The 25,907-nt window shown below is 42.2% G+C and carries 27 protein-coding genes and 1 pseudogene; 16 read left to right on the plus strand and 12 right to left on the minus strand.

What is annotated here, in order from left to right:
- Positions 1-393: 393 nt before the first annotated feature.
- On the minus strand, positions 394-621 hold the full coding sequence (locus ACFSMW_RS11010) for a hypothetical protein (RefSeq protein ID WP_390355641.1): 228 nt from the start codon (positions 619-621) through the stop codon (positions 394-396).
- 373 nt (positions 622-994) lie between these two features.
- Between ACFSMW_RS11010 and pdaB the strand changes: the two genes are divergently transcribed.
- Entirely contained in the window at positions 995-1,756 is a 762-nt protein-coding gene (gene pdaB / locus ACFSMW_RS11015) for a polysaccharide deacetylase family sporulation protein PdaB (RefSeq protein ID WP_390355643.1), read from the plus strand.
- 97 nt (positions 1,757-1,853) lie between these two features.
- On the opposite strand, the gene ACFSMW_RS11020 is transcribed toward pdaB, so the two are convergent.
- Positions 1,854-2,519: a KinB-signaling pathway activation protein gene (locus ACFSMW_RS11020; protein ID WP_390355645.1), complete on the minus strand. Its 666-nt coding sequence runs from the start codon at positions 2,517-2,519 to the stop codon at positions 1,854-1,856.
- A 147-nt stretch (positions 2,520-2,666) separates the two neighbouring features.
- Here ACFSMW_RS11020 and gerD point away from each other — a divergent pair, with 147 nt between their 5' ends.
- Positions 2,667-3,272: a spore germination lipoprotein GerD gene (gene gerD, locus ACFSMW_RS11025; RefSeq protein ID WP_390355647.1), complete on the plus strand. Its 606-nt coding sequence runs from the start codon at positions 2,667-2,669 to the stop codon at positions 3,270-3,272.
- 118 nt (positions 3,273-3,390) lie between these two features.
- Here the strand turns inward: gerD and ACFSMW_RS11030 are convergent, their stop codons facing one another.
- Together ACFSMW_RS11030 and cwlD are read right to left on the minus strand one after the other, a co-directional pair.
- Positions 3,391-4,452 carry an Mrp/NBP35 family ATP-binding protein gene (locus ACFSMW_RS11030; RefSeq protein ID WP_390355649.1) on the minus strand — a complete coding sequence of 354 codons (1,062 nt, stop codon included), beginning with the start codon at positions 4,450-4,452 and terminating at the stop codon, positions 3,391-3,393.
- A gap of 138 nt (positions 4,453-4,590) precedes the next feature.
- Positions 4,591-5,316 carry an N-acetylmuramoyl-L-alanine amidase CwlD gene (gene cwlD / locus ACFSMW_RS11035; protein WP_390355651.1) on the minus strand — a complete coding sequence of 242 codons (726 nt, stop codon included), beginning with the start codon at positions 5,314-5,316 and terminating at the stop codon, positions 4,591-4,593.
- Positions 5,317-5,469: 153 nt separating this feature from the next.
- On the opposite strand from cwlD, the gene ACFSMW_RS11040 reads away from it, so the two are divergent.
- Complete coding sequence (locus ACFSMW_RS11040; RefSeq protein WP_390355653.1) at positions 5,470-6,321, plus strand: YihY/virulence factor BrkB family protein; 852 nt, start codon at positions 5,470-5,472, stop codon at positions 6,319-6,321.
- Positions 6,322-6,460: 139 nt separating this feature from the next.
- Here ACFSMW_RS11040 and ACFSMW_RS11045 read toward each other — a convergent pair whose 3' ends face one another.
- From ACFSMW_RS11045 to ACFSMW_RS11065, 5 genes are all read right to left on the minus strand, one after another.
- On the minus strand, positions 6,461-7,501 hold the full coding sequence (locus ACFSMW_RS11045) for a phosphotransferase family protein (protein WP_390355655.1): 1,041 nt from the start codon (positions 7,499-7,501) through the stop codon (positions 6,461-6,463).
- 54 nt (positions 7,502-7,555) lie between these two features.
- Positions 7,556-8,815, minus strand: a complete 1,260-nt coding sequence (locus tag ACFSMW_RS11050) for a cytochrome P450 (protein WP_390355656.1) — start codon at positions 8,813-8,815, stop codon at positions 7,556-7,558.
- Positions 8,816-8,931: 116 nt separating this feature from the next.
- Positions 8,932-10,275: an efflux RND transporter periplasmic adaptor subunit gene (locus tag ACFSMW_RS11055; RefSeq protein WP_390355658.1), complete on the minus strand. Its 1,344-nt coding sequence runs from the start codon at positions 10,273-10,275 to the stop codon at positions 8,932-8,934.
- A complete protein-coding gene (locus ACFSMW_RS11060; RefSeq protein ID WP_390355659.1) occupies positions 10,272-10,946 on the minus strand; it encodes a hypothetical protein in 675 nt (224 codons plus the stop codon). Before ACFSMW_RS11060 ends, ACFSMW_RS11055 begins: the two co-directional genes overlap by 4 nt.
- A 157-nt stretch (positions 10,947-11,103) precedes the next feature.
- On the minus strand, positions 11,104-11,775 hold the full coding sequence (locus tag ACFSMW_RS11065) for an HAD family hydrolase (protein WP_390355661.1): 672 nt from the start codon (positions 11,773-11,775) through the stop codon (positions 11,104-11,106).
- Between the two features lie 227 nt (positions 11,776-12,002).
- Here ACFSMW_RS11065 and ACFSMW_RS11070 point away from each other — a divergent pair, with 227 nt between their 5' ends.
- From ACFSMW_RS11070 to ACFSMW_RS11110, 9 genes are all read left to right on the plus strand, one after another.
- On the plus strand, positions 12,003-12,695 hold the full coding sequence (locus ACFSMW_RS11070) for an NAD(P)H-dependent oxidoreductase (RefSeq protein ID WP_390355663.1): 693 nt from the start codon (positions 12,003-12,005) through the stop codon (positions 12,693-12,695).
- Positions 12,696-12,730: 35 nt separating this feature from the next.
- Entirely contained in the window at positions 12,731-12,913 is a 183-nt protein-coding gene (locus ACFSMW_RS11075) for a hypothetical protein (protein ID WP_390355665.1), read from the plus strand.
- Positions 12,914-13,076: 163 nt separating this feature from the next.
- The gene (locus ACFSMW_RS11080; RefSeq protein ID WP_390355666.1) at positions 13,077-14,132 is read left to right on the plus strand and encodes a tellurite resistance/C4-dicarboxylate transporter family protein; all 1,056 of its coding nucleotides are present in this window, start codon (positions 13,077-13,079) and stop codon (positions 14,130-14,132) included.
- Between the two features lie 414 nt (positions 14,133-14,546).
- The gene (locus ACFSMW_RS11085) at positions 14,547-16,049 is read left to right on the plus strand and encodes a nitrate/nitrite transporter (protein ID WP_390355668.1); all 1,503 of its coding nucleotides are present in this window, start codon (positions 14,547-14,549) and stop codon (positions 16,047-16,049) included.
- A 178-nt stretch (positions 16,050-16,227) separates the two neighbouring features.
- Positions 16,228-16,350 carry a hypothetical protein gene (locus tag ACFSMW_RS11090; protein WP_390355669.1) on the plus strand — a complete coding sequence of 41 codons (123 nt, stop codon included), beginning with the start codon at positions 16,228-16,230 and terminating at the stop codon, positions 16,348-16,350.
- Between the two features lie 73 nt (positions 16,351-16,423).
- Complete coding sequence (gene aceB / locus ACFSMW_RS11095; protein WP_390355671.1) at positions 16,424-18,028, plus strand: malate synthase A; 1,605 nt, start codon at positions 16,424-16,426, stop codon at positions 18,026-18,028.
- Complete coding sequence (aceA, locus tag ACFSMW_RS11100) at positions 18,028-19,305, plus strand: isocitrate lyase (protein ID WP_390355697.1); 1,278 nt, start codon at positions 18,028-18,030, stop codon at positions 19,303-19,305. The genes aceB and aceA overlap by 1 nt, the downstream gene beginning before the upstream one ends.
- Before the next feature lie 241 nt (positions 19,306-19,546).
- Positions 19,547-19,897: a CotD family spore coat protein gene (locus ACFSMW_RS11105; protein WP_390355672.1), complete on the plus strand. Its 351-nt coding sequence runs from the start codon at positions 19,547-19,549 to the stop codon at positions 19,895-19,897.
- Positions 19,898-20,076: 179 nt separating this feature from the next.
- Complete coding sequence (locus tag ACFSMW_RS11110) at positions 20,077-20,757, plus strand: N-acetylmuramoyl-L-alanine amidase family protein (protein WP_390355674.1); 681 nt, start codon at positions 20,077-20,079, stop codon at positions 20,755-20,757.
- A 423-nt stretch (positions 20,758-21,180) separates the two neighbouring features.
- On the opposite strand, the gene ACFSMW_RS11115 is transcribed toward ACFSMW_RS11110, so the two are convergent.
- Complete coding sequence (locus ACFSMW_RS11115; protein WP_390355676.1) at positions 21,181-22,593, minus strand: MDR family MFS transporter; 1,413 nt, start codon at positions 22,591-22,593, stop codon at positions 21,181-21,183.
- A gap of 960 nt (positions 22,594-23,553) precedes the next feature.
- Between ACFSMW_RS11115 and ACFSMW_RS11120 the strand changes: the two genes are divergently transcribed.
- Positions 23,554-23,769, plus strand: a complete 216-nt coding sequence (locus ACFSMW_RS11120; RefSeq protein WP_390355678.1) for a YesK family protein — start codon at positions 23,554-23,556, stop codon at positions 23,767-23,769.
- Positions 23,770-23,979: 210 nt separating this feature from the next.
- On the opposite strand, the gene ACFSMW_RS11125 is transcribed toward ACFSMW_RS11120, so the two are convergent.
- Positions 23,980-24,129 (minus strand): hypothetical protein, encoded by a 150-nt coding sequence (locus tag ACFSMW_RS11125; protein WP_390355680.1) that lies wholly within the window; start codon positions 24,127-24,129, stop codon positions 23,980-23,982.
- Between the two features lie 198 nt (positions 24,130-24,327).
- On the opposite strand from ACFSMW_RS11125, the gene ACFSMW_RS11130 reads away from it, so the two are divergent.
- Entirely contained in the window at positions 24,328-24,609 is a 282-nt protein-coding gene (locus ACFSMW_RS11130) for a transporter suffix domain-containing protein (RefSeq protein ID WP_390355682.1), read from the plus strand.
- The gene (locus tag ACFSMW_RS11135; RefSeq protein WP_390355683.1) at positions 24,602-25,054 is read left to right on the plus strand and encodes a MarR family winged helix-turn-helix transcriptional regulator; all 453 of its coding nucleotides are present in this window, start codon (positions 24,602-24,604) and stop codon (positions 25,052-25,054) included. Before ACFSMW_RS11130 ends, ACFSMW_RS11135 begins: the two co-directional genes overlap by 8 nt.
- 188 nt (positions 25,055-25,242) lie before the next feature.
- On the opposite strand, the gene ACFSMW_RS11140 is transcribed toward ACFSMW_RS11135, so the two are convergent.
- Positions 25,243-25,437: a hypothetical protein gene (locus ACFSMW_RS11140; protein WP_390355685.1), complete on the minus strand. Its 195-nt coding sequence runs from the start codon at positions 25,435-25,437 to the stop codon at positions 25,243-25,245.
- Between the two features lie 320 nt (positions 25,438-25,757).
- On the opposite strand from ACFSMW_RS11140, the pseudogene ACFSMW_RS11145 reads away from it, so the two are divergent.
- Positions 25,758-25,907: pseudogene (locus tag ACFSMW_RS11145) on the plus strand (IS110 family transposase); the annotation flags it as partial.

Here is a 25,907-nt window from a genome sequence, read left to right on the forward strand (position 1 = left end):
CTTGCTTTATTGAAAAAACAGGGTTGTTTTTTCATCTTCCATTCGATGACTTGCATCGAACTTGCTTGACATACTGGTCGTTTTGTTCAGTTTTCAAAGATCAATTTCTTTACATTCGCCGTTTTTGGCGACAAGATTTATTTTACTACAGCGTCTAATCAATGTCAACAAGTTTTTTTTAAAAGTTTATTTGTTTTTAAAATCACATGCCGCTCATCTGACGACAAACAATAATATATCACAGATTTCGACACCGTGCAATAGCAAAAACGAAAAATTTTTCCAATACATGTCGTTTTTTTATCTGGTCTTTCAGTACCCATCAAATAGTATTTCCGAATGCGCCCGGCAGCCAGGTTTTGAGTTTCCCGACTGCCATTTCAACCATGTTGTTTAAAGCTGCCCATCCAATTTTTTTCTTGGCATATATTCCATACATTCCACCTGGGTAGCGACCCGAAGCAGGAGTTTGAACAAAACCTGGTACCTGTCACGCATTGCACTTTTTACCATTTCATCAATACGGCTGTCCTCCAAATCAAGCAAAAGTTCTTCTAATTCCCGCTTTACCATATAAGCAAGTTCTTTCTTTTCCATTTCATTAATCAGCAAACCCAACATTTTTTATCACCCTGCCATTCTGAGACATCTCTTACATAAAAATGGTTCGACAAGTTTGTTGTGAGATTGTTGCACTCCCGCTGAAGAGAGACATCTTTTCCCCATCACCTCTATAGCTATCCCGACAGAGGTGCTTATATGTCATCACCTACATACCCGCCAAACTTCATTTTCAATCATTTATTTTTTTCTTTCACAGCCAACCCAACAGCTCCGCTTATGTAAAACTTCTTTCGTTTCTTTTGCGGTATGATTACTATTTCCAAATATCTTCCAGTTTATGTAAAAGATTTACCAGTTCATAATTTCCGGCCAAGCTCATACATATACATATAGGGAAACAAGCTGTGTACGCAATGAAGGAGTGAATGAAATGGGACCGGGTTTTTATGTATTTCGTTTCAGCAGAAAAATACGTTTTCTAACAATACTATCTATGGCCCTGATGGTTGCACTGCTATTATGGTTTGGTAAAAGTGATGTTCTATCCGTTTTTTCCAAGCAAGACCCATCCGTACTTGCCAAAGGAGACAAAAAGAAGCCAAACATTTCTCTCACTTTCAACATCAGCTGGGGAGAGGAAAAAGTATATGATATTTTGGAACAGCTGGAAAAAAATCAGGTGAAGGCAACATTTTTTTTAAGCGGTGAATGGGCTGAACGTCATCCGGAAATAGTGGAAAAGATTATAAAAGGGAAGCATGAGATCGGAATGCTCGGCTACAGGTATAAAAGTTATTTAGAACAAGATATCGACCAAGTACAGCGGGATCTGTTGCGGGCAAAAGAAGCATTTGAAAAAATGGGGCTTAAAGATGTTACGCTGCTGCGAACGCCAAATGGCCATTTCAATGAAGACATTGTGAAGCTGGCACAAAAATTAGGTTTCTCTGTCATTCAGTGGAATATTAATCCGAATGATTGGAAAAATCCCGGATCACAAGAAATCATCGATTTTACGATGAAAAATACATCCAACGGGGATATATTATTGTTCCATGCATCCGATTCCGCAAAACAAACTGCCGGAGCACTGCAAACGATTCTCCCTGGACTGAAAAACAAAGGATTTCAATTCGTCCATATCTCGGAATTGATGACACAAGCTCATGCAAAAACTAAACTGGTGGAATAAGCAATCCCAACGTATATCCAAAAAAAAACTGATGCTTTGAAGGCGACCCCAAAAGTCATTTCTGCACGTTGTCTTTTGGGGCACACCATTTTTTGCATCAGGTTTTTTTTAATTCAGCTGATTTATTATTGGACGGTTTGGACTGTCGTTTTGCCTCAGCCTCCAATTGGCCTTTTTTATTCAAACGGTGCAAAACCAGCAATTGATAGGTGTTACAGGCAAGCAGCGGAACGATCATAAGCCATTTATAGTCGTTGCTGCCAGCACCTGAGGTCCTTAACCCTGGAACCCATTCAAGCACAGTCATGACTACCATTAAAAATAAAGCTGGAACAAAAGCCTGTTTTGCAGTTTCCTTCGCTTTAATGTTTGCGATCAATATGCCATATACCAGCATAAAAGCTGCAATTGACATATGGACCCATAATGGGCTATTTTCACTGGAGATATATGGAAAATAGACCAGATCAAAAAGGACAAAGGCGACCAATAACAGCTGGACGGTCGGCCAGAACGACCTGAACAGACCTGCCCCAAAACGATGGATAAACAAATAAGCAAAAAAACCAGTTTGGCTGACCGCACTGAAAACCAGTCCCAGACCAATGAAAAATATGATCAATCCCAGCAATTCTACACCATCGAAGGGACTAAGAACGTGTTTGAATTGATCCGCTTCCACAAAAAAACTTGTCACCAAACCGGCGATACCACCGAGTCCGAGTGTCTTTAGAAACATTTCTACAACTTGTTTGCTGCCCAATAGTATATCCTCCTGCTATGTATAGCGTTACATTATTATTGCACTCCTCCGTATTTTAACATGAAAAGCATGTTTTTTCCCTCTAAATGTGCATATAAATAAGCTTTTCTCTCCATATTAACAGTAGAGGAAAGGAGGAATTTCCTTATGCTGAAAAAGGTATGGACATGTGGGCTTGCGCTTATTTTCGCTGGAACACTCTCTGCCTGCAGCGGTACAAATTCAGCCGCGAAAGAAGCCGACTATGATACGACTAAAAAAATGGTCGTCGATATATTACAAACAGATGAAGGAAAAAAAGCTGTTACAGAGCTGGTAGCAGATGAAAAAATGAAAAAACATCTTGTCATGGATTCAGATACAGTCAAAAACGCTATCAACAATGCGATGTCCTCTGAACAAAGTAAAAAAGTGTGGGAACAATTGTTTGAAGACCCGCAATTTGTCGCCAACTATGCTAAATCCATGGATAAACCGATGAAACAAATGATGAAAGATTTAATGAAGGATCCCGATTTCCAAAAACGAATGCTTGAACTGTTGCAAAACCCAGAAATGAATAAAGAAATGCTGCAAGTAATGAAAAGCCAAAAATTTCGAAGCCACTTGAAGGAAACTGTTCAAGAAACTTTGGAATCTCCTTTGTTCCAGGAGAAAATCCAAAAAAATTTACTTGAAGCTGCAGAAAAACAACAGGATAGCCACAAACAGGATAAGGGCGACAAGCAAGAACAGAATCAGGCTGGCAGCTGAGGGAACATCATATTATATGACATTCAGCATTCTCCAAGCCAGCAGGCTTATGCAAGAAATTTTTCATGCTTTCCTTATTGCAACAAAAGCCTCTCCCGTCATCGGGAAAGGCTTCTTATTACGCTTCTTCCATTGCAGCGATGATTTTCGCGGCGATACGGTGATACTCTTTGCCATTCGGATGATCTTCTTGGTACACAGATGGCGCGAACTCGTCCTCTTCTTCATAAGGCTGTTCCAATGGCAGCTGACCGAGTACCTTTGTCTTCAGCACTTCCGCCAGCTTCTGACCGCCGCCTCTGCCAAATACATATTCCTTCTCGCCAGTTTTTTTGCTCTCAAAATACGCCATATTTTCTACTACGCCAAGGATTTCGTGCTCTGTTTTCATGGCCATTTGCCCGGCACGCGCCGCAACAAAAGCAGCCGATGGGTGAGGAGTTGTTACAATGACTTCCTTACATGAAGGCAACATTTCGTGAACGTCCATTGCAATATCTCCAGTGCCTGGAGGCAGGTCAAGCAATAAATAGTCGAGGTCGCCCCACTCCACTTCTTTAAAAAAGCTTGTCAGCATTTTGCCAAGCATTGGGCCGCGCCAAATAATAGGTGAATTATCCTCTACAAAGAACCCCATGGAAATGACTTTGACACCAAATCGTTCCACTGGAATGATTTTTTGTCCGCGCACTTGTGGCCGGTGATCAATTCCCATCATATCAGGAATACTGAAGCCATAAATATCAGCGTCTATGATACCGACTTTTTTGCCAAGACGTTTAAGCGCCATAGCCAAATTCACCGTAACCGTGGATTTTCCAACTCCGCCTTTGCCGCTGGCGATCGCGAGGAATTTCGTATCGGTATTTCCACCAAGCAGCGACGCCTCTTTTTCCTTTTCAGCTGCCGGCTGGTATTTACGGATCACTTCTTCAGGCAATTGTTCAAAACGCAACCCAACAGTCGAAGCACCGTTTTTTTTCAGAATACCAACCACTTGCTGCTGCAGCTGCATTTGTTCTGCAGTATTGGTTTTGCCGATAGCCAGTTTTACACTGACATGGTGCTTTTCTTCCTTGATGGAGATATCTTTGATCCCACCAGTCTCTTCCAACGTTTTATGTAAAAATGGATCTTTGACCGGGTTGAGCAGTTTGATAATGTCTTCTTTCGTCAACACTTAAAGTCACCTTCCTTATAAGCCTTGGATAATCCCGCTCATCATCATAAGCAGTCTAATTTGGTTACCAAGGCTAGTATAACATACTTTAGGTAATTTCTAAGTGATATGAATCAAGGATAGGTGACAGCTGAAGCCTTATTCTTTTTCATTTTTCTCCGGTTTCTCGGTAGCATATCGCAAAATACCTTCATATATGCTGGCGGCCATTTTTCGCTGATAATCTGTCGTTTTTAGCAGTTCACGTTCCTTTACATTGGAAAGAAAACCGACTTCCACCAATGCACCAGGAACCTTTGCATGCTTCAGCAAATAAACGCCATTAATTTCCAATGCCGTACGGTTCGTATTTTCCATATTCCGGATAATTTCAGATTGCACCATTTTGGCCAGGTGTTCGTTTTCATCAAAGCTTGGATAGTAAAATGTCTGGGCCCCATGCCAGCGTTCTGAAGGAATTGCGTTCAAATGCACAGAAAGGAAAAGATCGGCATTTTTCTCCGAAATGAATTTTAAACGATTACGGATATCCTCCGATTTTCGCTTCGATAATCCTTTGGTCGTACTACTTGCCAGGTCCTTATCAGTTTCTCGCGTCAAATATACAATTGCTCCGGATTGCTGCAAATAGTGCTGCAGGCGCTTACTCACCTTCAAAGAGATTTCCTTTTCCATTGTTTCATCCTTGCCCTCGGCCCCGCCGTCAGGTCCTCCATGCCCCGGATCAATGACAATTGTCTTGCCAGTCAGCGGCAGTGACCATGATTCAAAAGTAGGTGTCGTTCTCTGCAAGGGATACATTACCAAGAATATCAACAATCCCATGCCGAGCAGCCACCATAGCCATTTTTTCTTATTTCCCATCTTACAGCGCCCCTTATATATGCTTTCTATTATGTTATTGGACAAGGTTAAAAAATATACCTTTTTTACAGCATGCACCATATTTAAATAGATTATCAGTATGTTAATGTGGGTATAGGATAAACAACATGATTGTTGAAGGAGCGTAATTCCATGGCGAAATTGAAACACTATGGGAAATCATTTATGGAAGAATTCAAGAAAAATGACATCTCCCTGCTGGCGTCTGCACAGGCTTATCATTATTTATTATCGATCGTACCTTTGCTGATTGTCTGTTTTGCACTTATCCCGTATTTTCATATCAAACCGGATGATGCCATCTCATTCATCAGCAAAATTCTGCCAAGTGAGATGGGAGAAATATTCAAGGAAAACATTGTCAGCCTTGTCCAAGACCGGCAAGGCGGATTATTGACTGTCGGTATCATTGGTGCGCTATGGTCCGCTTCCAATGGCATCAACTCATTTATCAAATCCGTCAACAAAGCGTATGACGTGGAAGAATCAAGAAACTTCCTCCTCGTCAGACTTATTGCACTGGGTATGACACTGTTGATGATCGCCGCTCTCGTCGTAGCCATTATACTGCCTATTTTCGGACAGGTTCTGCTTCATTTCATTCAATCCGAAATAGGGCTCGATTCATCATTGAGCATCGTATACAACATTTTGCGCTGGGTAATAAGTTTTGTCATATTGACACTGGTGCTGATGCTGCTGTATCGCATTGCTCCCAATAAAAGATTGCCATTCAAGCATATTTTGCCAGGAGCAGTAGCAGCGGGGATTTTATGGCTGGTCATTTCTGCCGGATTCTCCATTTACGTAGGTAACTTTGGCAGTTATTCCGTTACCTATGGCAGTCTTGGCGGAGTCATCATTTTGATGATCTGGTTTTTTCTGACTGCGTTCATTCTCCTAATCGGAGCGCTAGTCAATGTCCTGTATCACAGACAACGGCAGAAGGAAGAAAAGACCGAACACCAGGCGGCGAATCTGTGAATCATACAGTCAGACTTGCTTGTACCCTTTTTGGACATTCCCTGACTGGCCGGTTTTTTCTTCAAATAATCTATGTTGCAGCAGCGTGGAAGATCCCCGCTGCTGCAATCAAAGTGTATAACTCGCTTCTCTACTATTCCTATACATACCATTTCGGAATGAAGCGATGGAAATTGTCATGGTCACGCAGAACATCCTTTGAGAATGCCAGCATCTTTGGAAATGAACCGATTCTTTCACCCCATACCAGCGCTGAAACGACATGCATTGCGCTGTACAATGTATATCGTTCCCAGAAAGTTTCTGGCACCCCCGTTTGTGCATGGTAACCATCCACTACCCCCCGCGTAAATGGTACACTGATGCGGCTGAAGAAGAAGCCGAGCTTATGCAGATCGTGAACCGGATCTCCCCAGTCCATCCGCTGAAAATCAATGATACCTGCAAAACGCTCTTTATGAATCAAAAGGTTAGCCGGATGGAAATCATCATGCTGTATGGTTTGTGGTCTGGCACGGAGCAGATATTCATGATTTCGGATATATGTGCAAAGTGTCGTTTTCATCTCCGTATCGATATCTTCTAATTCCTCCAAAGCGTTCAGATACGTATCACTCTTTTGTTTCTTCTGCACTTCCCAAGCTGGAAGGTTTGCAGGTGCTTGAAGCTGATGCAGCTTTTTAAGCTCTTCCCCCGCTTGGAAACCAGCATCATACTGTTTCGTTCCTGCAAGGACAGGTAACGCTACTTCACCATCTTCACCTGGCAGATATGTCAGCACCATACAAGAAAGTCCAATTTCATCGAAGATATGAAAAGAAACTGCTTTCGGAATAAAATCAGAATATGCTGCCAGCATACGGATAGTTTCAAATTCCTTCTGTCTGTCCAGCGTATTTTCGCTTTCAAAAACACGTAACAAATAAGTACCATCAATCATGTATTTCTGATCACGAGAAAATCCTTTGTCTATCTTAGAAATATTAGAAGCCATCCGGAGCAGAGGCAGGCTTCTTTTCAGGTCTGGATGCACCAAATCACGCCTTTCTGTCATTTGTTTCACAAAATCTATAAGCGAAAATCCCTGCTGGAACGCAACGACCTGGGATGATGGTTTGTTTGTTCTGGGCTCTATCCAGGTATTAAAGCCCGTTATCAAAATGACACCATGAATGCTCATTCATGGTGTCATTTCGCGTAATCGTTTATTTCTGCACTTGTCTTTTTAATTTTTTTATACTTTGCTGACTTCCGCTATAATAAATCTGCTTTTCGGCAGGCTTGGCATCCTGATCATACTGTACTTCAAATTCTGCTTGGGAACCGTGTAAGTCATATGATTAGCGAGCAGATCCAGCGTCGTTTTCATCAAATCTATTGTCAGCCATTCACCTGGACAGCGGTGATCTTGATGGTAGTCTCCCCCGCCCTGGGGAATAAAATCATAGGCATCTTCTTTTCGATTTCGAAACCGCTCCGGCCAAAAGGAATCAGGTTTTTCCCACAAAGAGGCATCATGATTCGTGCCATATAAATCGAGCAGGACCATCGTCCCTTCCTTAAAATCGAAACCCTTCCACAAGAAGTCCTTTTTCACTTTGGCAACCGCCGTGGGGAAAAATGGATAGAATCGGCGTACCTCCTGAGTGAACAGTTCCAACGCCTCTGCCTCTCCAGATTCCAGTTTTTTCTTTTCGGCAGGAAAAGCATACAATGCCAAGGCACAAAAAACGATATAAACAGAAATGGCTACTATCGGACGTAAAACATTGATCAATTCTACTGCAGCGATTTCCGCACGAAGAAACTCGCCCTTCTCATCCTGAAACATAGCGAACCGGTAAAGTGCACTATTATCTGACGCTTTTAAATCGCCGGATCGCACCCGATTAATCATATCCGAAATCCATTGTTCTGCCTGTTTCCTTGCATGTTTTCCGCGAATGTAGCGGCCGCCGATCGCACCGCCTCCTTCAAACATGGCACTGAGCTGCACAACCCTTTCCTGCATCTTGTGTTCGGGCAATGGCACGCCGGCCCATTTGCAGGCAGTCTTTGTCAATATCTTTCTCACTTCATCATACAGTACAATTTCATCCGCCGTTTCCCATTGATTCAGCGCTTCAAGCCATTCCCGTTTGAAAATGCCGGAAGCCTCTCGCAAGCGCTCGCCAGTCATCAGGGACATGAACAGTTGTTTACGGCGGCGGTGCTTTGTACCGTCCAACGTCTGTACTCCCTGTTGCCCGAACAAGGTTTTCAGCACACGCTCCGGGGCTGCGCCTTGCCGCTTGAACTTCTCATTGTCGTAAAAGACTTTCGCAGCATCTTTACCAGCTAAGCATATTATTTTTTTTCCGCCCAGCAAACGGGTCTGAAATATTTCACGGTCATACTTTTTCATGCGGTTGGAGATATACATATACCCTTCCGTCAAAAATGACAGGGTATGGTCCATCCCTTTTTCCACAGGCATTTCCTCGCGATAAGGCATTTTCTTCACTCCAGTTTTCCATCTTTTCAATAGCATGTGTCAATACCCTACGCTTATCCATACCCAAAAGCACTTCGTACCCAAACAATTTGGAATTGTATTGATGTTCGGCCTGTTTATCTGGAAAGCAGGCCAGTTACCAGATATTTTAAATTGGATTTTTTATCTGTTTGCAAGTCAAGCCAGCCAAGATTCGTTATTTTTAATGGCGTGATAAAAGTAGCTTGCCGCCGCTGGCTGCTTTCCGGAGCAACCGCCAGCCACTCGCCCGGTTCCAGTTCATTGTTGAGTTCTGAACGGCCGTTTTCAGAGATGCCGGTTTTGGCTATTTGTGGTATAAGCTTCCCCTTATAGTTCATCACCCAGATCTCCTGGCCGAATATCGCTTCTTCTTTTGCAATCAGCGCATCGGGGACAATTTTAGTGAAAATCTTCATATTCGCATGATACCCTGGAAGCAGTTTCTTTGCCTGCTTATCTGCCTTCACAGTAACTGAAAAAGGGTACAAGCTGCGTCCGTTCACTTTCATATCCGTCGGATCATCGCTCAGCTCGCTGATCTCTCCCTTGAATGTCGCTCCGCTTTCCTGCATAGCAACAGCTGCCTGCATACCTTCATCGGTATGAATACGTTCCTTTTCTGTTATCTCACCGGCAATTTCCAACTTTTCCGGGTCTTGTATCGTTAAAAGCGGTGCCTTGAGTTCCTTGGATAGACTCGTAATTTTCCCGCTGTACGGACTTTCTACAGTAATCGTGCTCCCCTCAGAGGAAAGCGTTGAAATTTGGGACTGAATACTTTGCTGCTCCGCTTCTTTTTGGTCACGCTCTTTTTCTTTTTCAGCAATGTATTGTTCTGTTAAAACTTTTGCCTGTTCAGAATCAGTATTTTCAACCTGGCTTTGCAGCTCCTGGAATTCGTTCTGCAACTGTGACACCCTTCTGTTCATCTCTGCACTAGAATCTTCAGCACCAGCCACGGCATCACGGCTCAGATTATCATCCGATGAACCAGCGTTCCGGTCGCTGCTATGTCTGTCAGAACTGCTCATTCCTCCTGAGGCTGTGGAAGATTGCACCTTTCCAATAGCCGATTCAATCGCTTGAATCTCCTGACCCAACAAATCAGCCTTCTGTTCAAGTTTTGTTTTAGCTTGGTCATAATCATTTACATCATAGGAAAACAGTGGATCGCCAGAATGAACTGTCTCTCCTTTCTTCACTAAAAATTCATTAAAGTTGCCAAGACTTTTGTCAAAGTAAACGTTCGATTCATCCGCATAACGAACAACGCCGTTCGATTGATAGGACTCATGCATATCCCTTTTTTGCAGTGTCGTCCAGTCCGTGATATATGCAATTCTATCCACCTTGTCATCCTTGTCTATCCTGACCAGCAAAACATTGAAGATTATAAAAAGCATGATGCCAGCAGTAATCCAGCCATACTTCCTTCTCATCCGAACCACCCGCCAATCATGTAGCTGTCCATAGAGGAAAACAACGCGGCAAAACCCCATTCAAATACATGCAGGAAGATGACACTAGCCCAGATACCGCGTTTTGGCATCTGACACAAACCGTGAATGTATCGCACCTGCAAAAAAATGATCCAGATTTGGAAAATAGAAATAGCCCCGAAGAAATAGATGATCCATGATCTGCTTGTCAAATATGCTGCAATGATGCCAAAGGACATAGGGGAACTATACCAATCCAGACCGGCATAAATTGCCAAGGGGATCCAGATCAACCGTTCCACAATCAGCATCGCAAAAACAAGCTGCTGGATGATGACCAGCTTTTGAAATGGGATTTCAGTCACCATATTGAATAGCACTGCGGGCACAAATAAAGTAAAACCCCAGAACAAAATCGCATATAGAAGCCGCCCGATAACGAACCAGAATTTATGTACCGTATACTGTGCCGGTGCCAGCCTGATTGCGCCTTCAGATACCAGCCCAGAACCGATGCCAAGATAAGCCATCCAAACATAGACAGCAATTGCAGCCAATAATATGTATAAACTTGATTTCCAAAGGTTCTGGATTTTCTCCGTTTCGTTTATCCGGAATATGCTGTCTTCCATGCGGAATAACAATTTAAATATATTGACATCATAGTTCATTGGATACATCCTCTTCCCCTTATTCAGCAAACCATGCTAACTATTATCAATTTTAGCGCATTTTCTAACAATATCCTACCATTTTCTTTCATTCCATTGGCATAGCTGGTTGGAAAGAGGAGACATGGCCATACAACTGTTATTGATGCTGATATGCTCAACCGCGAGGTTCTCTTGCTCTTTCAATGAAAGGGATGACTTCATCAAGGCTGTCGACAATATCATAAGCATTTCGTCTCATCTCTTCGTCAGGTGCGAGCAAATCCGGCACAACAATACAATTTATGCCGGCAGCCTTTGCGGCACGCAGTCCATTCAGCGAGTCCTCCAGCACAAGGGTTTTCTCAGCAGCAGCTCCCGCTTTGCGACATGCAGTAAGGAATATGTCTGGATCCGGCTTTGCACGTGCGACATCATCTGCACTGACATAGAACTCAAACCGATCGCCCATTCCGGACACGTGCAAATACCTTTCAATGGCTGCCTTATTATTGGATGAAGCGATACATTTCGCTATACCAAGCTGATCAAGGACATCCAACAGTCTTTCTGCACCCGGTTTGATGCCCAGCCCCTTTTTTTCCAGCAGCAAGTCAAATTGCCTGTTATTTTCTTCCCATAAGGGAACAGTGGAAAAACCAGGTCCGCAGATTTTTTGGAGGGCTTCATCCGTTTCTTTATCGCTGATACCGATCATCTGCTGATATGTTTCAAAAGCAAAATCAAAACCGAAACTTTCCATCGCAGCACGTAATGCTTCGTAATAAGACTTTTCTGTTTCAAACAGCAAGCCATCCATATCAAAAACGACCAAATCAATTTCTTTCAATACGCTCATCTCCCCACCATATATAATCAATTTTAAATAGCTTTCACAAAAAACGATACCTGAAGTGTACGAATAAAACAATTATCTGTCAAAGAATACTCAGCGTTCATTTATACACCATGAAAAGCATGTCGCCGATTTTGCAAGAGATGCTTCAGCAAGCTACAATATGATAGTATGAACGTAGCTAAAGGACAGTTGTTAATACCATAAGGTGGTGAAACAGAATGAAAACATTGGTGATTATTTCTCATCCTGACCTGGATGAATCCAGCAGCCAGCAGTTTCTCCTTGCTGCGATACCTAAAAATGAAAATATTACCGTCCATCACCTCGAAATAAACTATCCAGATGGTAATATTGATGTTTTCCGGGAACAGGAACTATTGTTAGCGCATGATCGGATCATATTCCAGTTTCCTTTTTACTGGTATAGTTCACCAGCCTTGTTAAAGCATTGGCAGGATGTCGTGCTGACTGAAGGATTTGCCTATGGTCAACAAGGATCGATGCTAGCAGGCAAAGAATTCTGCCTCGTCCTTGCTATTGGCGTAAAAGAGAGCGAATACCAGGCCGGCGGGAGAGAACTGTACAGTATCAGCGAATTGACAAAACCATACCAGGCACTTGCTTTCAAAACAGAAATGATCTATCTGAAACCGTTGCTTATTTTCCAATTCGCATACTTGACCCATGAACAAAAAATACAATTATATATGGATTATCAGCAAGCACTCACCAGAGAGAAAGATGATAGTCTGCAAGCAAGAGAAAAATGGCTTCTTTCCCAGTTAGAAAACATGGATAAGCAAAATCTCGCGGACGCGGAACACGCCACACTTTCTAATGCGATTGCCCAAATAAAATCCAATCGCAGTACCATAGAAGAACTAAGACTGATTCTAGAGCAGATGAGGTAGCCTGACGCACATCCCGTGATGAAAGAAGGTTGAATATGGACAGTAATGATCTCGTGATAGATAACCTGGAAAAGATGATAGACCATCATCGTGATTTTCATATGCAGGCCCTGCTTTCCGCAGTCATCGGTGTCATGCAGGAACAAACAAAAAGGATCGATCTCATGGAAGGGGAAATTGACGGAACCTTATGGAGCCCCCGAAATTGGGGCGAATGAGCTTCAGCCTTTTCAAAGCAGACCATCAGCAAAGGATTGCAAAGATGGCTGCTTTTTTTCACGTAATCCTGTATGCAGGCAAGGCGCTTAGATTCCTTAAGATATGGTATGCTAAAAAAGCAGTGTTTCAAATACAGCAAATAACAATTTAGAGGTGGGTTTCGTGATTGCATTTTTAAAACAAAGAGCAGAACATTTATTTACCGGATATTTCGCTCTTGTCATGGCCACCGGTGCATTGTCAATTGCATCTTATTTACTTGGTATGCAATTGGCTGCCAAAGCCCTGGTATTCATTAACATGATCAATTATGCCGGGCTATGGCTGCTAACCCTCATTCGCCTTCGCTACTTTTTTCGCAAGGTGGTCAAAGATATCACAAGTCATTCGAGTGGCCCGGGCTTTTTCACGTTGGTTGCCGGCACTTCGGTTTTTGGGAGCCAATTGATTATTGTAGCCCACTATCATATGTTTTCATGGTTTCTCTGGTTCCTCGCAATCATCTTATGGTTCATCATCATGTATACTTTTTTTACGGCAGTCACTGTCCGTAAAAATAAACCAACTATTGCTGAAGGTATCAACGGTGCATGGCTGATCGCCTCTGTCGGCACCCAATCTGTTTCCATATTAGGAACCCTTTTGGCACCATACGCAGCGACCGAAGAACAGCTGCGAATCATGTTATTTTTCACATTAGCCATGTATTTTCTTGGATGTATGCTGTATTTGAACATCATCACTTTGATCTTCTACCGATTTACATTTGTTGAATTCAAATTCGAGGCTTTGACCCCACCGTATTGGATCAATATGGGGGCTGTCGCGATCACTACGTTGGCTGGTTCAACCTTGATCCTGCATGCAGATCGGACACAGCTGCTGACAGAAATCACTCCTTTCCTGAAAGGATTCACCCTGTTTTTCTGGATTACTGGGACTTGGTGGATACCATTGTTGTTCATTCTGGCTATTTGGCGACATGTCATTCATCATTATCCATTATCTTATGATCCGCAATTTTGGGGGATGGCGTTCCCGCTTGCCATGTATACTACAAGCACATTACAATTTGCCAAAGCGCTCAAGGTAGAGTTTTTGATGGCTATTCCGAAAGTGATGATTTTTATTGCAGCCATCGCCTGGCTGGCAGGTTACGTCGGACTTATCCTACACTTTATCAAACGAGTGGGCAGCGGCAGAAGACAGACAGGATAATACGCAGTTATTGACTCACACCCCCGGCAAAAGCATCCGCACTTGCCGCGGGTGATGATACGAGGATAATCAGTGCTTTATGAAAAACTCTCGCTGCCCAGTCATACCTGATATTCGCACTGGATCACTCGTCTGCTCCCGATGAAATGACCAGTAAAATGTTTCACGTATCGTTCACAAACTTCACATTCTTGTGCGTTTTAGCATCCTGTGCTTGTGTTATAATGACCTTGAAATTACGTTCCTTCATATTTTTATGGAATGCAGCGGTTTAGTACGTGTTATGTCGTAAACAACTATGTGAAATTCTTCACTAACCCGCATATGCTGTTTTAATTTTTTGTAGAAGGTAATAAATAAACAAGTAGGCATGTCTAAAAATTCTTTAAAAACAAGGATGGGAGAGTTAATGCTATGAAAAAGCCAGGGGTACAATTGACACTGCAAACTTCCAGCTTGGTTGTTGGTTTTATGATTTGGGTGTTGATTTCATCTTTGATGCCATTTATCAGCAAAGATATCACGTTGACTTCCGGCCAGGCGTCGATTATCACTGCAATTCCAGTTATCCTCGGTTCCTTGCTGCGTATTCCAATCGGGTTTTATACAGACCGGATTGGGTCTAGGAACTTGTTTTTGATTAGTTTCATTATTTTATTGTTTCCAGTTTTTTATATCAGTATAGCCGATTCCTTCACAGACCTGGTCATTGGCGGACTGATTCTTGGTGTCGGCGGGGCGACTTTTTCTATTGGTGTCACCTCACTCCCCAAATATTACCCTAAAGAAAGACACGGTTTTATCAATGGAATCTACGGAGTTGGCAACGCTGGTACCGCTCTAACGACGTTTGGCGCACCGATTATTGCCAATGCGATTGGCTGGGTCAGCACTGTACGACTCTACCTGATACTGCTGCTCATTTTCGCCGGTATTGTCTTTTTATTTGGGGACCGTCAAGAACCAAAAGCGAAAAAATCCATGGTAGAACAGATAAAAGGGGTTTACCGCAATACGACACTCTGGTTCCTATGTCTCTTTTATTTCATCACATTCGGTGCATTCGTCGCTTTTACCATGTTCCTGCCCAGCTTTTTAGTAGAAAACTTTCATTTGACACCAGTTGACGCGGGAGTACGCACAGGTATCTTCATCGTTATAGCAACGATGCTGCGCCCGATCGGCGGTCTGCTAGCGGATAAATTCAACGCTTTCCTGATCTTGATGGCTGTTTTTCTGGGTGTCACCTTTTCCGGTATTCTGCTTTCCTTTTCACCGGACATCATTTGGTATACGGTAGGATCCCTCGCGGTGGCCATCACTGTCGGTATCGGCAATGGTACGATCTTCAAGCTTGTTCCATTGTATTTTTCCAAACAGGCAGGCGTTGTCAACGGGATTGTTTCTGCAATGGGCGGAATTGGAGGCTTCTTCCCCCCGCTCCTGCTAACCGCTGTGAGCCAGTTGACTGGTCATCATGCCATCGCGTTCATGCTGATGTCTGAATTCGCCTTGGTCAGTTTTGTCATCGTCATATTCATGTACTATCAGGATCGTATGATGATGGAAAGACAAATCATCAGAGATACAGCGGAAGGGATCATGGTAACGAACAAGAACTTGGAAATCGTCGATGTGAACCCGGCGTTTTCAAATATTACTGGTTATACAAAAGAAGAAGTAAGCGGAAACACGCCAAAAATGCTGCAATCCGGCAAACAATCCAAAGAATTCTATCAAGAAATGTGGGTACAAATCAAAAAAAATGGTTACTGGCAGGGTGAAATTTGGAATAAACGCAAAAACGGTGAGATTTATCCGGAACTGCTTACCATCAGCCCGATTGAAAACAGTGTTGGCTCTATCGCCTATTATGTAGGTATTTTCAATGACATCAGCCAAAAGAAAAATAAATAGCTACACATATAGCCAGCTGCATGATCAAGCGGTGCTCAGTGCACCGCTTTTTATTATTCGTTTTTAAATTTTTAAAAAATACGCCAAAAAAGTATTGCTTTTTTCCAAGTACACACATATACTGTACTATAACAATTAAATATAAAATAAAACTGTTATACAAATGGAGGTGAAACAGATGGAAACAACGATGAAAAAGCCATCCGGCTATGCACAATGTCAAGAATGCGGAAAACCAATCAATGTGAAAAATTACTTACTAGAATGTGATCACTGTCTGTCGAAAAAAAAGGGTGATTAATTTTTGTCTATATTGTTATATAACAACATTTAATAAGTATATCTGTTCAATAACAAGGAGGGCGTTATTTACGATGCTGATGCAAGAAAAAAACATTCGAATTAAAGAAGAAATGATGAATCCCAAGTTCGCAAAAATCCTGACGGAAGATGCGTTATGCTTCCTGGAAAAACTGCATCACCGCTTTGACGAAAGGCGTAGAAACCTGCTTCGCATCAGGAGAGAAATCCAAAAACAGCTAAACAAAGGAAAAAAACTGGATTTCTTATCAGAAACAGCACATATCCGCAAGGGAAATTGGACTGTCTCAGTAATCCCGGAAGATTTGCAGGACCGACGGGTCGAAATCACTGGCCCCGTCGACCGCAAGATGATCATCAATGCACTAAATTGTGGTGCCAAAGCATTCATGGCCGACTTCGAAGACGCTACTTCCCCTTCCTGGGAAAACATCATCTATGGACAGATCAATTTAAAGGATGCCATTCGGCGCAACATCGATTTCACCGCTGCAAACGGCAAACACTATGCTTTAAACGAAGAAACTGCCGTCTTAATTGTCAGGCCGCGCGGCTGGCATATGGACGAAAAACATATCACCGTAGATGACCGGCCGCTCTCAGCAAGTCTTGTTGATTTTGGACTTTATTTTTACCATAATGCCAAAGAATTGATTCACAATGACTCAGGCCCTTATTTTTATTTGCCGAAAATCGAAAACCACCTGGAAGCCCGCCTTTGGAATGATATCTTTATTTTTGCCCAGGAAGAGCTCGGCATCAAACAGGGTACCATCAAGGCGACTGTATTGATCGAAACAGTACCGGCAGCATTTGAAATGGATGAAATACTATACGAACTTCGCGAACATGCAGCAGGCCTCAATTGTGGCAGATGGGATTACATTTTCAGCTATTTGAAGAAATTTCGCGAGCATCCGGAAGTGATTTTGCCCGATAGAAATGAAGTGACAATGGAAACGCCAATGATGGAAGCTTACTCCCTCCTAGCCATCCAGACCTGTCACAAACGCAAAGCTTTCGCAATGGGTGGCATGGCCGCCCAGATCCCTGTAAAAGGCGACAATGAAGCTAATGAGGTTGCCTTCAATAAAGTAAGGGCCGATAAAGAACGGGAAGCCAGGAATGGCCATGATGGCACTTGGGTCGCCCATCCGGGCATGGTTCATCTCGTCAAAGAAATTTTTGATGAACAGATGCCGACACCTAATCAAGTTTTTCAAAAAAGAGAGGATATCCACATCACCCAGGACGATTTGCTTCAAGTACCAGCAGGAAAAATCACAGAGCAAGGAATTCGTACGAATATCCGTGTAGGGATACAGTATATTGCCGCCTGGCTGCTGGGACGGGGGGCCGTTCCAATCGATCATCTGATGGAAGATGCTGCAACAGCGGAAATTTCCAGAGGGCAAATCTGGCAATGGATCCGCCACCCAAAAGGTATATTGGACGATGGAAGAGATGTAACCTTTGAACTCGTAGCACAGTGCAAGATGGAGGAGTTGGCGAAAATCATATCACAAGGTGATAGCCAATACGAATCAGCGGTAATGAAAGCCTCCAAATTATTCGACAAGCTGATTCAAGATGATCCATTCACCGAGTTTCTTACCATACCGGCCTACCAACTATTAAATGAGGGGAGCAATGCATGATGAAAAACAAACGAGTGGAACAGCTAAAAAAGGATTGGGAAAACAATATGCGCTGGGTTGGAGTCGAGCGTCCTTACAGCGCCGCAGATGTCATCAGGCTCCGGGGAACCATGGATATGGAATATACACTGGCAAAAACAGGAGCAACCAAGCTGTGGAAATTGATTCATGGAGAAAATTATGTTCATGCACTTGGAGCTTTGACAGGCAACCAGGCAGTCCAGCAGGTGAAAGCCGGACTGCAAGCAATCTATCTTAGCGGCTGGCAAGTTGCCGCGGATGCAAACCTTTCCGGCCAGATGTACCCGGATCAAAGCTTATATCCAGCCAACAGCGTGCCAAATGTCGTCAAACGTATCAATCAAGCGCTTCAGCGTGCTGATCAGATTCATTATGCTGAGGGGAATGAAGACATCGACTGGTTTGCTCCGATTGTGGCTGATGCGGAAGCAGGATTTGGCGGTCAGCTTAATGTGTTTGAATTAATGAAAGCGATGATTGAAGCCGGGGCAGCAGGCGTACATTTTGAAGATCAGCTCTCCTCTGAGAAAAAGTGTGGTCATTTAGGGGGAAAAGTCTTGCTGCCAACGCAGACTGCCATCCGAAATCTGATTGCCGCGAGATTCGCCGCTGATGTCATGGGAACACCCACTGTCATCATCGCCCGGACAGATGCCAACGCCGCGAATTTGATCACTAGTGATATCGACGCGTATGACGCACCGTTCATGAAGGGTGAACGGACGGCGGAAGGTTTCTACAAAACCAAAGCGGGAATAGACCAGGCTATTAACCGTGGCCTTGCGTATGCCCCTTATGCAGACTTAATATGGTGTGAAACTTCCGAACCTGATTTACACGAGGCACAGCAGTTTGCAGATGCCATTCATGAAAAGTATCCGAATAAACGCTTAGCTTATAATTGTTCTCCGTCATTTAATTGGAAGCGGAAACTCTCTGATACGGAAATTGCCACTTTTCAGCAGGAGCTTGGCAAAATGGGATATACCTTCCAATTTGTTACACTTGCTGGCTTTCATGCACTTAATTACAGTATGTTTGATTTGGCCAGAAATTATAAAAACCATGGAATGGCGGCCTATTCAACATTGCAGCAGGAGGAATTTTCCAGCGAGCAATATGGCTATAGTGCAACAAGACATCAACGCGAAGTAGGCACTGGCTATTTTGATGAAGTGGCACAGGTCATTTCCGGCGGAACCACATCGACTGCTGCGCTGAAGGGATCAACGGAGGAAGAACAATTTACCAAATGAATCTATCTCCAGCAACACTACAATTAATAGTTGTCCGGCCAATAATTGATTTGGCCGGACCTTTTGATGTATGCAGAAGATACAGGAATCACAAGGATTCCTGCATACTCCTGCAGTTCACCTTCAGTATAGCCGAGTCAATCATTTTGCAGAAAATCTATTAAAATGTAGTTGCTTGTCTTTTACAATCTCATTGATTTTCCATACATTGTATTAACAAACGTAAAGGAGGTGTCCTTCTATGGGTTCTTACAGACAATCCAACAATCAGCACTCCCAGCAAAACACCTCTGCCAACAACAATCACAACTGTAATTGCCATCATTCCAACAGAAACAATTGCAACTGCCGAGGAAAAGAAGAAGTCGTCGTTGATCCGACAAGAACCATTGTGAACACAAATACAAGAAAACGCGTGGTAAAACATGTACACCCTACCGAAGTAATCAATGTGAATAGAACCGTCGTCAGAAACGAACACTTTTTTCCAGTCAGTGAAAGAGAAGTCAATGAAACAGTCGAAGAAAATTATAATTGCGGCCAAGACCCTGAAAGACGAGGCAATTGCAGACCATTTTGGAGCAGATTCTAGTCTGCTTCGAACAAAGCTTTCCCTGCGGGGAAAGCTTTTTCTTTTGGCAACATAGCATTTAGTTCCATTTGGACAATGTATTACTATTCCAATTGTTAGCCCCCATTTATGAGAGAAGTATGTTTTTGGATTTGGGAAAAAACGGAAATAAAAAAGAAAGTCATACCGAAAGGGTATAAGTGACCAGTGAAGGGAGAGAAACAGTTATTAGAAACAAACAAAGCAGATTCCAAAAACTATGTATCTATGCAATCTTGCTGCTTAGTGTGGTTGTAGGCTGTCTTATTCCTACCACTGCCGAGGCGGCGGCTGTTCGCATTTTCATCGATCCTGGACACGGCGGCTCTGATCCGGGGGCATCCGCAAATGGGTTAAAAGAAAAGGATGTAACATTGGACATCGCGTTAAAGACAAGAGATATTTTAAACAACTCATACAGCGGCCATACAATCAAGCTGTCCCGTACATCAGACGTTACTACATCTTTAGCTGCCCGAACGAATATGGCGAATAATTGGGGTGCAAACTTTTTTATCTCCATACATATTAATTCAGGCGCGGCAACAGGATTTGAATCCTACACGTTTGACGGGAATTATGCTGACAAGGATAGAACCAATGCAATCCGCAAAAGCATTCATTCTGAAATTGTTAGCCAAACAGGCTTTAGAGACCGTGGATTAAAAGAAGAAGATTTACATGTTCTTAGAGAATCTAAAGCGCCAGCAATGTTAACAGAAAATGGTTTTATTGATAATCCCACTGATGCAAGTAATTTGAAAACAAAAGCATTTATCCAAAAAATCGCTCAAGGTCATGCTGATGGCATAGCCAGGGCATTGGGTCTGCCTAAAAGATAAGGGAAATCTGCGGTGAACGTTTAAATAGCAGGACAAACAGTCCGGATTGTTATTTATTACGCTCTAAGGAATAACACAAACAGACTGGGGCAGAGGAGGAAATCACTTCAAATGACAGAATTTCCCCTTCACTACTACCAGGTTTTGTTTAAATCTTTCAACCCAATCCACAACACCGTTTACCAGCACGCAACTCTATCTGTACTGTTTTTTCTAGCATCAGTATACAAAGGAGTTCGCGTGTTTTTTATGTAGGGAATTTCCGCAAGGATAATGTATGCAATAGCTTATCTGTCTCATCAAATAATCCAGCATCTAAACAAATAATGAATGACCCCATCTTGCCATTCTTTTGGAATGCTTGAAGATGGGGCTTCCAGTTTTTTGATCATTCCTCTCAGGGAGCTTGAGGGCTTGAAAAAATTACGTCCTCTGATTTACCTGCTCCTCTGAAGGATAGGTTTTCTTAATAAAAAATGCCATAATGAGCCCGGCAATGGAAAGCACGGTGATCACTACAAAGGCGACATTGACGCCGTGGATCATCGGGTTTGAGATTGTTGGATCCTGCTTTGCGCTCTCCCCAGTTGTAGTCATAACCGTCACGAGAATCGCAGTTCCAATCGAAGCAGAGACCTGGCGCATGGTGTTATTCATTGCTGTCCCATGCGCGATTAACCGTTTAGGTAATTGATTCAATCCAGCCGTTGTCACCGGCATCATCACCATCGACAATCCAAACATTCGAATCGAATAATAAATGGTAAGATAAGCAAATGAAGTAGAAGTCGTTAGGATAGCAAACGGCAATGTCGTGAGGGTCATAATGATCAATCCCGTAATCGCCAACCACTTGGCACCAATTTTATCAAAAATACGACCAGTAATCGGCGACATCAAACCCATCACGAGTGCCCCGGGTAAAATGGCTAATCCTGATTCCATCGCAGAGAAGCTGCGCATATTTTGCATATAAAGCGGAAGTAAGGTTTCTATTCCAATGAGACCCATGAATGCGAGCATCCCAATAATAGTCGACAATGTAAAAATAAAATATTTAAATACCCTGAATTCCAGCATTGGATGCGGAAGCCGCAATTGACGTATGATAAACAGAACCAAAGTAACCGTACCTATTGTTAAGGTGAGAATAGTTGTGAAATTGCCCCAGCCAAAATTCCCTGCACAGGTGAAGCCATAAAGCAATCCTCCAAAACCAAATGAGGATAGAATGATAGATTGGATATCGACTTTCGGGCGGGTCAGCTCCGTAACATTCTTCATAGCACGCGTAGCTATGCCAATAAGCAATAGAGTAAGAGGCAAAATGACAAAGAACATCACACGCCAGGAATAAGCGCTGATCAGCCAACCGGACAGGGCGGGCCCAATCGCCGGAGCAAATTGGATCACCAGACCAACCAACCCCATCGCTGCACCACGTTTATGAATCGGATAAATGAACAAAAAGACTGTTTGCATTAGCGGCATCATAATTCCCGCTCCGCCTGACTGTATAATCCGTCCAAGTAAAAGAACACTAAAATTCGGCGCGACTCCAGCGATCAACGTTCCAAGACCAAAAATACTCATTGCAGAAATAAACAGCTGACGTGTTGAAAAACGCTCAATTAAGAATGCTGTAACGGGAATCATCACACCATTGACAAGCATAAAAACGGTTGTTAACCATTGAGCTGTATTAGCACTGATGCGCATTTCTTTCATAATCGGAGGGATAGCTGTAATCATTGTGGTCTGATTTAAAATCGCAATAAATGCCCCAGCCAATAACAAGGCAACAATGGTGTTTCTGTTATAAGTTTGGGTGGCCATTCAAACCCGCCTCCTTTTATCTATAATAAAAAAATTCTTTTATGATGACGACTGTTTATCATAACCTGTTTACCTTCTATTTGAAAAGTAAAAAGCATCCTTCTCCAAACTTTAGCAAGGTGTTTCAGTTTCCTGCTCGCTACAGTGAATGGCCCCACCTTAGCATCCTTTCGGAATGCTTGCAGGTGGGGCTTCCTATGCTTATCCAGACCAATAACAAGAGCCATAGAAATACATCTCCTTTAATAGATTCGCCGGTACGCCCTTAATCACTTGTAGTGTCATAGCTTCGCTTTTTATACGGGATCTATGTCCCAACCAGCATCAAACATGTTTCTACAAGGAAGGGGTGGACAGTATTACGGATGGCAAGTCCCGCGGGCGCGAGCGTCCACCCCGGATTCCTCAAGCATAAAATCCATCAAAAATAGGTCAACCGGAGATGACTGGCTGAGAATAATAATCATCGTTTGTTTCTGGTCTAGCAAGTAGCAGTTATATTGAACCAATAGATGTGTACAAATATTGGTTTCGTGGTATAATTAACATAGAAACACAACAAATGCATACAATAATAAAGACCGTCCATGCTGTCACATGGAGCGGCCGCAATAGACCGAACCCCGTCAAGAGGGGTAGGCAGCGGACAAAATAAATAATCCCTCACATACCTGCAAAAGTGCATGAGGGATTATTTTTTATGGTTTTTATCAGAAACGATGAACGCTACTAACATCCCGAAAGATATCATTAGCGTTAGCGCACTAACAATGTCCATAGGCAAACACCTCCCTCCCAGGAAGTCTCCAAAAAGACTAACGGCAGATCGACAGTGCTACCTAACCCCTCATGCGAAGCCAGCCTATTGTGATTATTATATCATAAACCGATAGTATGAAATTAAGCTTTTATAAATTAATGCATCTTCATCAATCAGGCGATTTAAAGGAATAAAGTTATATGTTCAGTCTGGTTGTTTTAACAGTAATTTTTATTATTGTAATTGCCCTCATTTCACTGATATATAAAAATATCGAAAAGAAAATATTTTTATCTTTAGCATTTGTTTTTATTAGTGTTGTCCTGTTCTTCATTAGCTTTATTGTTGGAGGTTGGGAGGGGTTGGGTTTAGGTGCAGTATGTATATCTCTATTTGCAGCCTCTTTTATTGCGTAAAAATGGGGTACACCCTGTATCGCAATCAGTTGATTGTTACTTAAAATTGTTCTGGCAAGAACCATTTTAGTTAAAGCTCAACAGTTAAATAAGGAACTAACGCTCGGGTTGAGACTGAGCGTTTTTGTTTGTGATTTTCAAGGTGTTAATTCATCGTTAACAGGAGTGTTTATTGGTGTTTATTTAGTTCCTATTTACGTTTTTCTCTCCCTAAACTGAACCCGTATAAATTTGCAGATTATCTGTCCAGCCTCCAGCGCCTAGCCTCTCGTGGTTACGGACAATTATATACTTCCTCTTGAAAACACTTAAAATTGGAACTTCATTTGCTATACTTGTTTCCAAAATTATTTTCGTCATAAGTCCCCTCCAAATTCCTTGTTTCACAAGTAGTTATTCCATTAACTGGCCCTTTTATGGCACAACGATCTTCAACAACTGCACTCTTTTGTTGAGCAAGATTTATTTTTAACATCTTTAAATACTTGTCATAATTCCATCTAACCTATATAATTTAGTTAAGTAAACTAAATTAAATGATGATGGAGGTTATTTAATTTGGATAAAGAAACAATCACAACAAAAGAAACAAAGGAAAAAAAATCGATATCCTATAGGTTTGGTATAGCACTTTTAATTATTGCTGTTTTATGTTGGTTGACTGTTGCCATCACACCATTCACGCCATTTTCACTTACAGTAAAGGCAAGTATTGTAACAGGCAGCCTCATAATAGGGGAAATCTTATTTTGGATAGGTGCTTTACTCGTTGGTAAAGAAGTAGTATCAAAATATAAACGTTATTTAAATCCCAAAAATTGGTGGAAGAAAGGTGAATGATAAGATCGTGAGGAATAAAAACATAGCAGAGCAGATTAATCGAACAATTGAAGATATATGGATTGTTCTCGAAAAAAAAGAAAGAGCCTATACGAATATTAAATTAAATAACCAACAATATGTATTGTTAACATTGATTATTCGACATCCGTTCTCTTCTCCTACCGAACTAGCAGAAAAAATGGAAATAACTAAAAGTGCGGTAAGTCAACAGCTATCAAAACTTGAAAGAGAAGGGTATATATCAAAAGTACAAGATGCACATGATAAACGTGCATTTTCAATTGGATTAGGAAAAAAGGGACTTATCTACAAAAAAGAACTAGAGACTTTTAATCAGCAAATCCTTGATGAATATACTTCAAAGTTGTCGTTCGAAGAATTGTCAAATATGTTATCTTCATTTCAAAAACTCCACGAGTTACTTGATGAACAAATAAAATGACTAAATTTTTTATTCTCTTTAACTACCTACTTTAATTTAAGTACAATCTTTTAATTATTTTATCTTAAATTTCCAAATTAACCGACTAAGGTTATCTATATAATGGCCCAATTCAGGCACAGTGCTTCTTCAACAACTGCGCTCCGTTTGTTTAAAATACTTTATTGTTGATATCTGAAAAAAAGGCTTTATTTTTCCTCCTCCTTTGATTTCCACTTTGTGTAAAACACATAAATAGCGTTTCCAATCGTTAAAATTATAGCTGCGGTTAAAAGCCCAAGTACTGCATATTTATTATAATCAAATATTAAGAACAAAATAGTTGCCACAACAAACGCTCCCCAACCTCCGATAGCAAAACGCCACGGATGTTTTTTATGCATAATGATTTACCCTCCTTACTTGTGCTATATAATGGTCCGATTCTGGCACAATATTGTAAGACAATCGCACCCGATCGTATTATATGGTTAACCAGTTATTTCTGGTTGACCTATTTTTTATAGGTTTTATGCTTAGGGAAGCCGGGGTAGGACGTTCGCGCCCGTGGGACTTGATCCCGTCCGTAATACTGTCCACCCCCTCCTTGTAGAAACATGTTTGAGGCTGGTTGGGGCGTAGACCCCGTATAAAAAGCGAAGCTATGACACTACAAGAGATGTAGGGGCGTACCGGCGAATCTATTAAAGGAGTTGTATGTCATATGGATCCTGTTATTGGTCTGGATATCGCGAAAGGCGAAAGCCAGGTCCAAGCATTCCTGCAAAGGAAAAAGACTTATAAGCAAAGCTTTAAGTTTACTCATGATCTACAAGGACTTCACGCTTTTTATCAGTTTTATCAAGAGGTAGAA

Origin of the sequence: Tigheibacillus halophilus (assembly GCF_042683165.1) — a bacterium.
GTDB lineage: Bacteria > Bacillota > Bacilli > Bacillales > Amphibacillaceae > Tigheibacillus > Tigheibacillus halophilus.

Excerpts from the sequence above, each read along its gene's own strand:
- ACFSMW_RS11010 (WP_390355641.1), bottom strand. The coding sequence starts at position 621 with ATGTTGGGTTTGCTGATTAATGAAATGGAAAAGAAAGAACTTGCTTAT.
- pdaB (WP_390355643.1), top strand. The coding sequence starts at position 995 with ATGGGACCGGGTTTTTATGTATTTCGTTTCAGCAGAAAAATACGTTTT.
- gerD (WP_390355647.1), top strand. The coding sequence starts at position 2,667 with ATGCTGAAAAAGGTATGGACATGTGGGCTTGCGCTTATTTTCGCTGGA.
- cwlD (WP_390355651.1), bottom strand. The coding sequence starts at position 5,316 with ATGGGAAATAAGAAAAAATGGCTATGGTGGCTGCTCGGCATGGGATTG.
- ACFSMW_RS11040 (WP_390355653.1), top strand. The coding sequence starts at position 5,470 with ATGGCGAAATTGAAACACTATGGGAAATCATTTATGGAAGAATTCAAG.
- ACFSMW_RS11045 (WP_390355655.1), bottom strand. The coding sequence starts at position 7,501 with ATGAGCATTCATGGTGTCATTTTGATAACGGGCTTTAATACCTGGATA.
- ACFSMW_RS11050 (WP_390355656.1), bottom strand. The coding sequence starts at position 8,815 with ATGCCTTATCGCGAGGAAATGCCTGTGGAAAAAGGGATGGACCATACC.
- ACFSMW_RS11055 (WP_390355658.1), bottom strand. The coding sequence starts at position 10,275 with ATGAGAAGGAAGTATGGCTGGATTACTGCTGGCATCATGCTTTTTATA.
- ACFSMW_RS11060 (WP_390355659.1), bottom strand. The coding sequence starts at position 10,946 with ATGAACTATGATGTCAATATATTTAAATTGTTATTCCGCATGGAAGAC.
- ACFSMW_RS11070 (WP_390355663.1), top strand. The coding sequence starts at position 12,003 with ATGAAAACATTGGTGATTATTTCTCATCCTGACCTGGATGAATCCAGC.
- ACFSMW_RS11075 (WP_390355665.1), top strand. The coding sequence starts at position 12,731 with ATGGACAGTAATGATCTCGTGATAGATAACCTGGAAAAGATGATAGAC.
- ACFSMW_RS11085 (WP_390355668.1), top strand. The coding sequence starts at position 14,547 with ATGAAAAAGCCAGGGGTACAATTGACACTGCAAACTTCCAGCTTGGTT.
- ACFSMW_RS11090 (WP_390355669.1), top strand. The coding sequence starts at position 16,228 with ATGGAAACAACGATGAAAAAGCCATCCGGCTATGCACAATGTCAAGAA.
- aceB (WP_390355671.1), top strand. The coding sequence starts at position 16,424 with ATGCTGATGCAAGAAAAAAACATTCGAATTAAAGAAGAAATGATGAAT.
- aceA (WP_390355697.1), top strand. The coding sequence starts at position 18,028 with ATGAAAAACAAACGAGTGGAACAGCTAAAAAAGGATTGGGAAAACAAT.
- ACFSMW_RS11105 (WP_390355672.1), top strand. The coding sequence starts at position 19,547 with ATGGGTTCTTACAGACAATCCAACAATCAGCACTCCCAGCAAAACACC.
- ACFSMW_RS11115 (WP_390355676.1), bottom strand. The coding sequence starts at position 22,593 with ATGGCCACCCAAACTTATAACAGAAACACCATTGTTGCCTTGTTATTG.
- ACFSMW_RS11120 (WP_390355678.1), top strand. The coding sequence starts at position 23,554 with ATGTTCAGTCTGGTTGTTTTAACAGTAATTTTTATTATTGTAATTGCC.
- ACFSMW_RS11125 (WP_390355680.1), bottom strand. The coding sequence starts at position 24,129 with ATGACGAAAATAATTTTGGAAACAAGTATAGCAAATGAAGTTCCAATT.
- ACFSMW_RS11140 (WP_390355685.1), bottom strand. The coding sequence starts at position 25,437 with ATGCATAAAAAACATCCGTGGCGTTTTGCTATCGGAGGTTGGGGAGCG.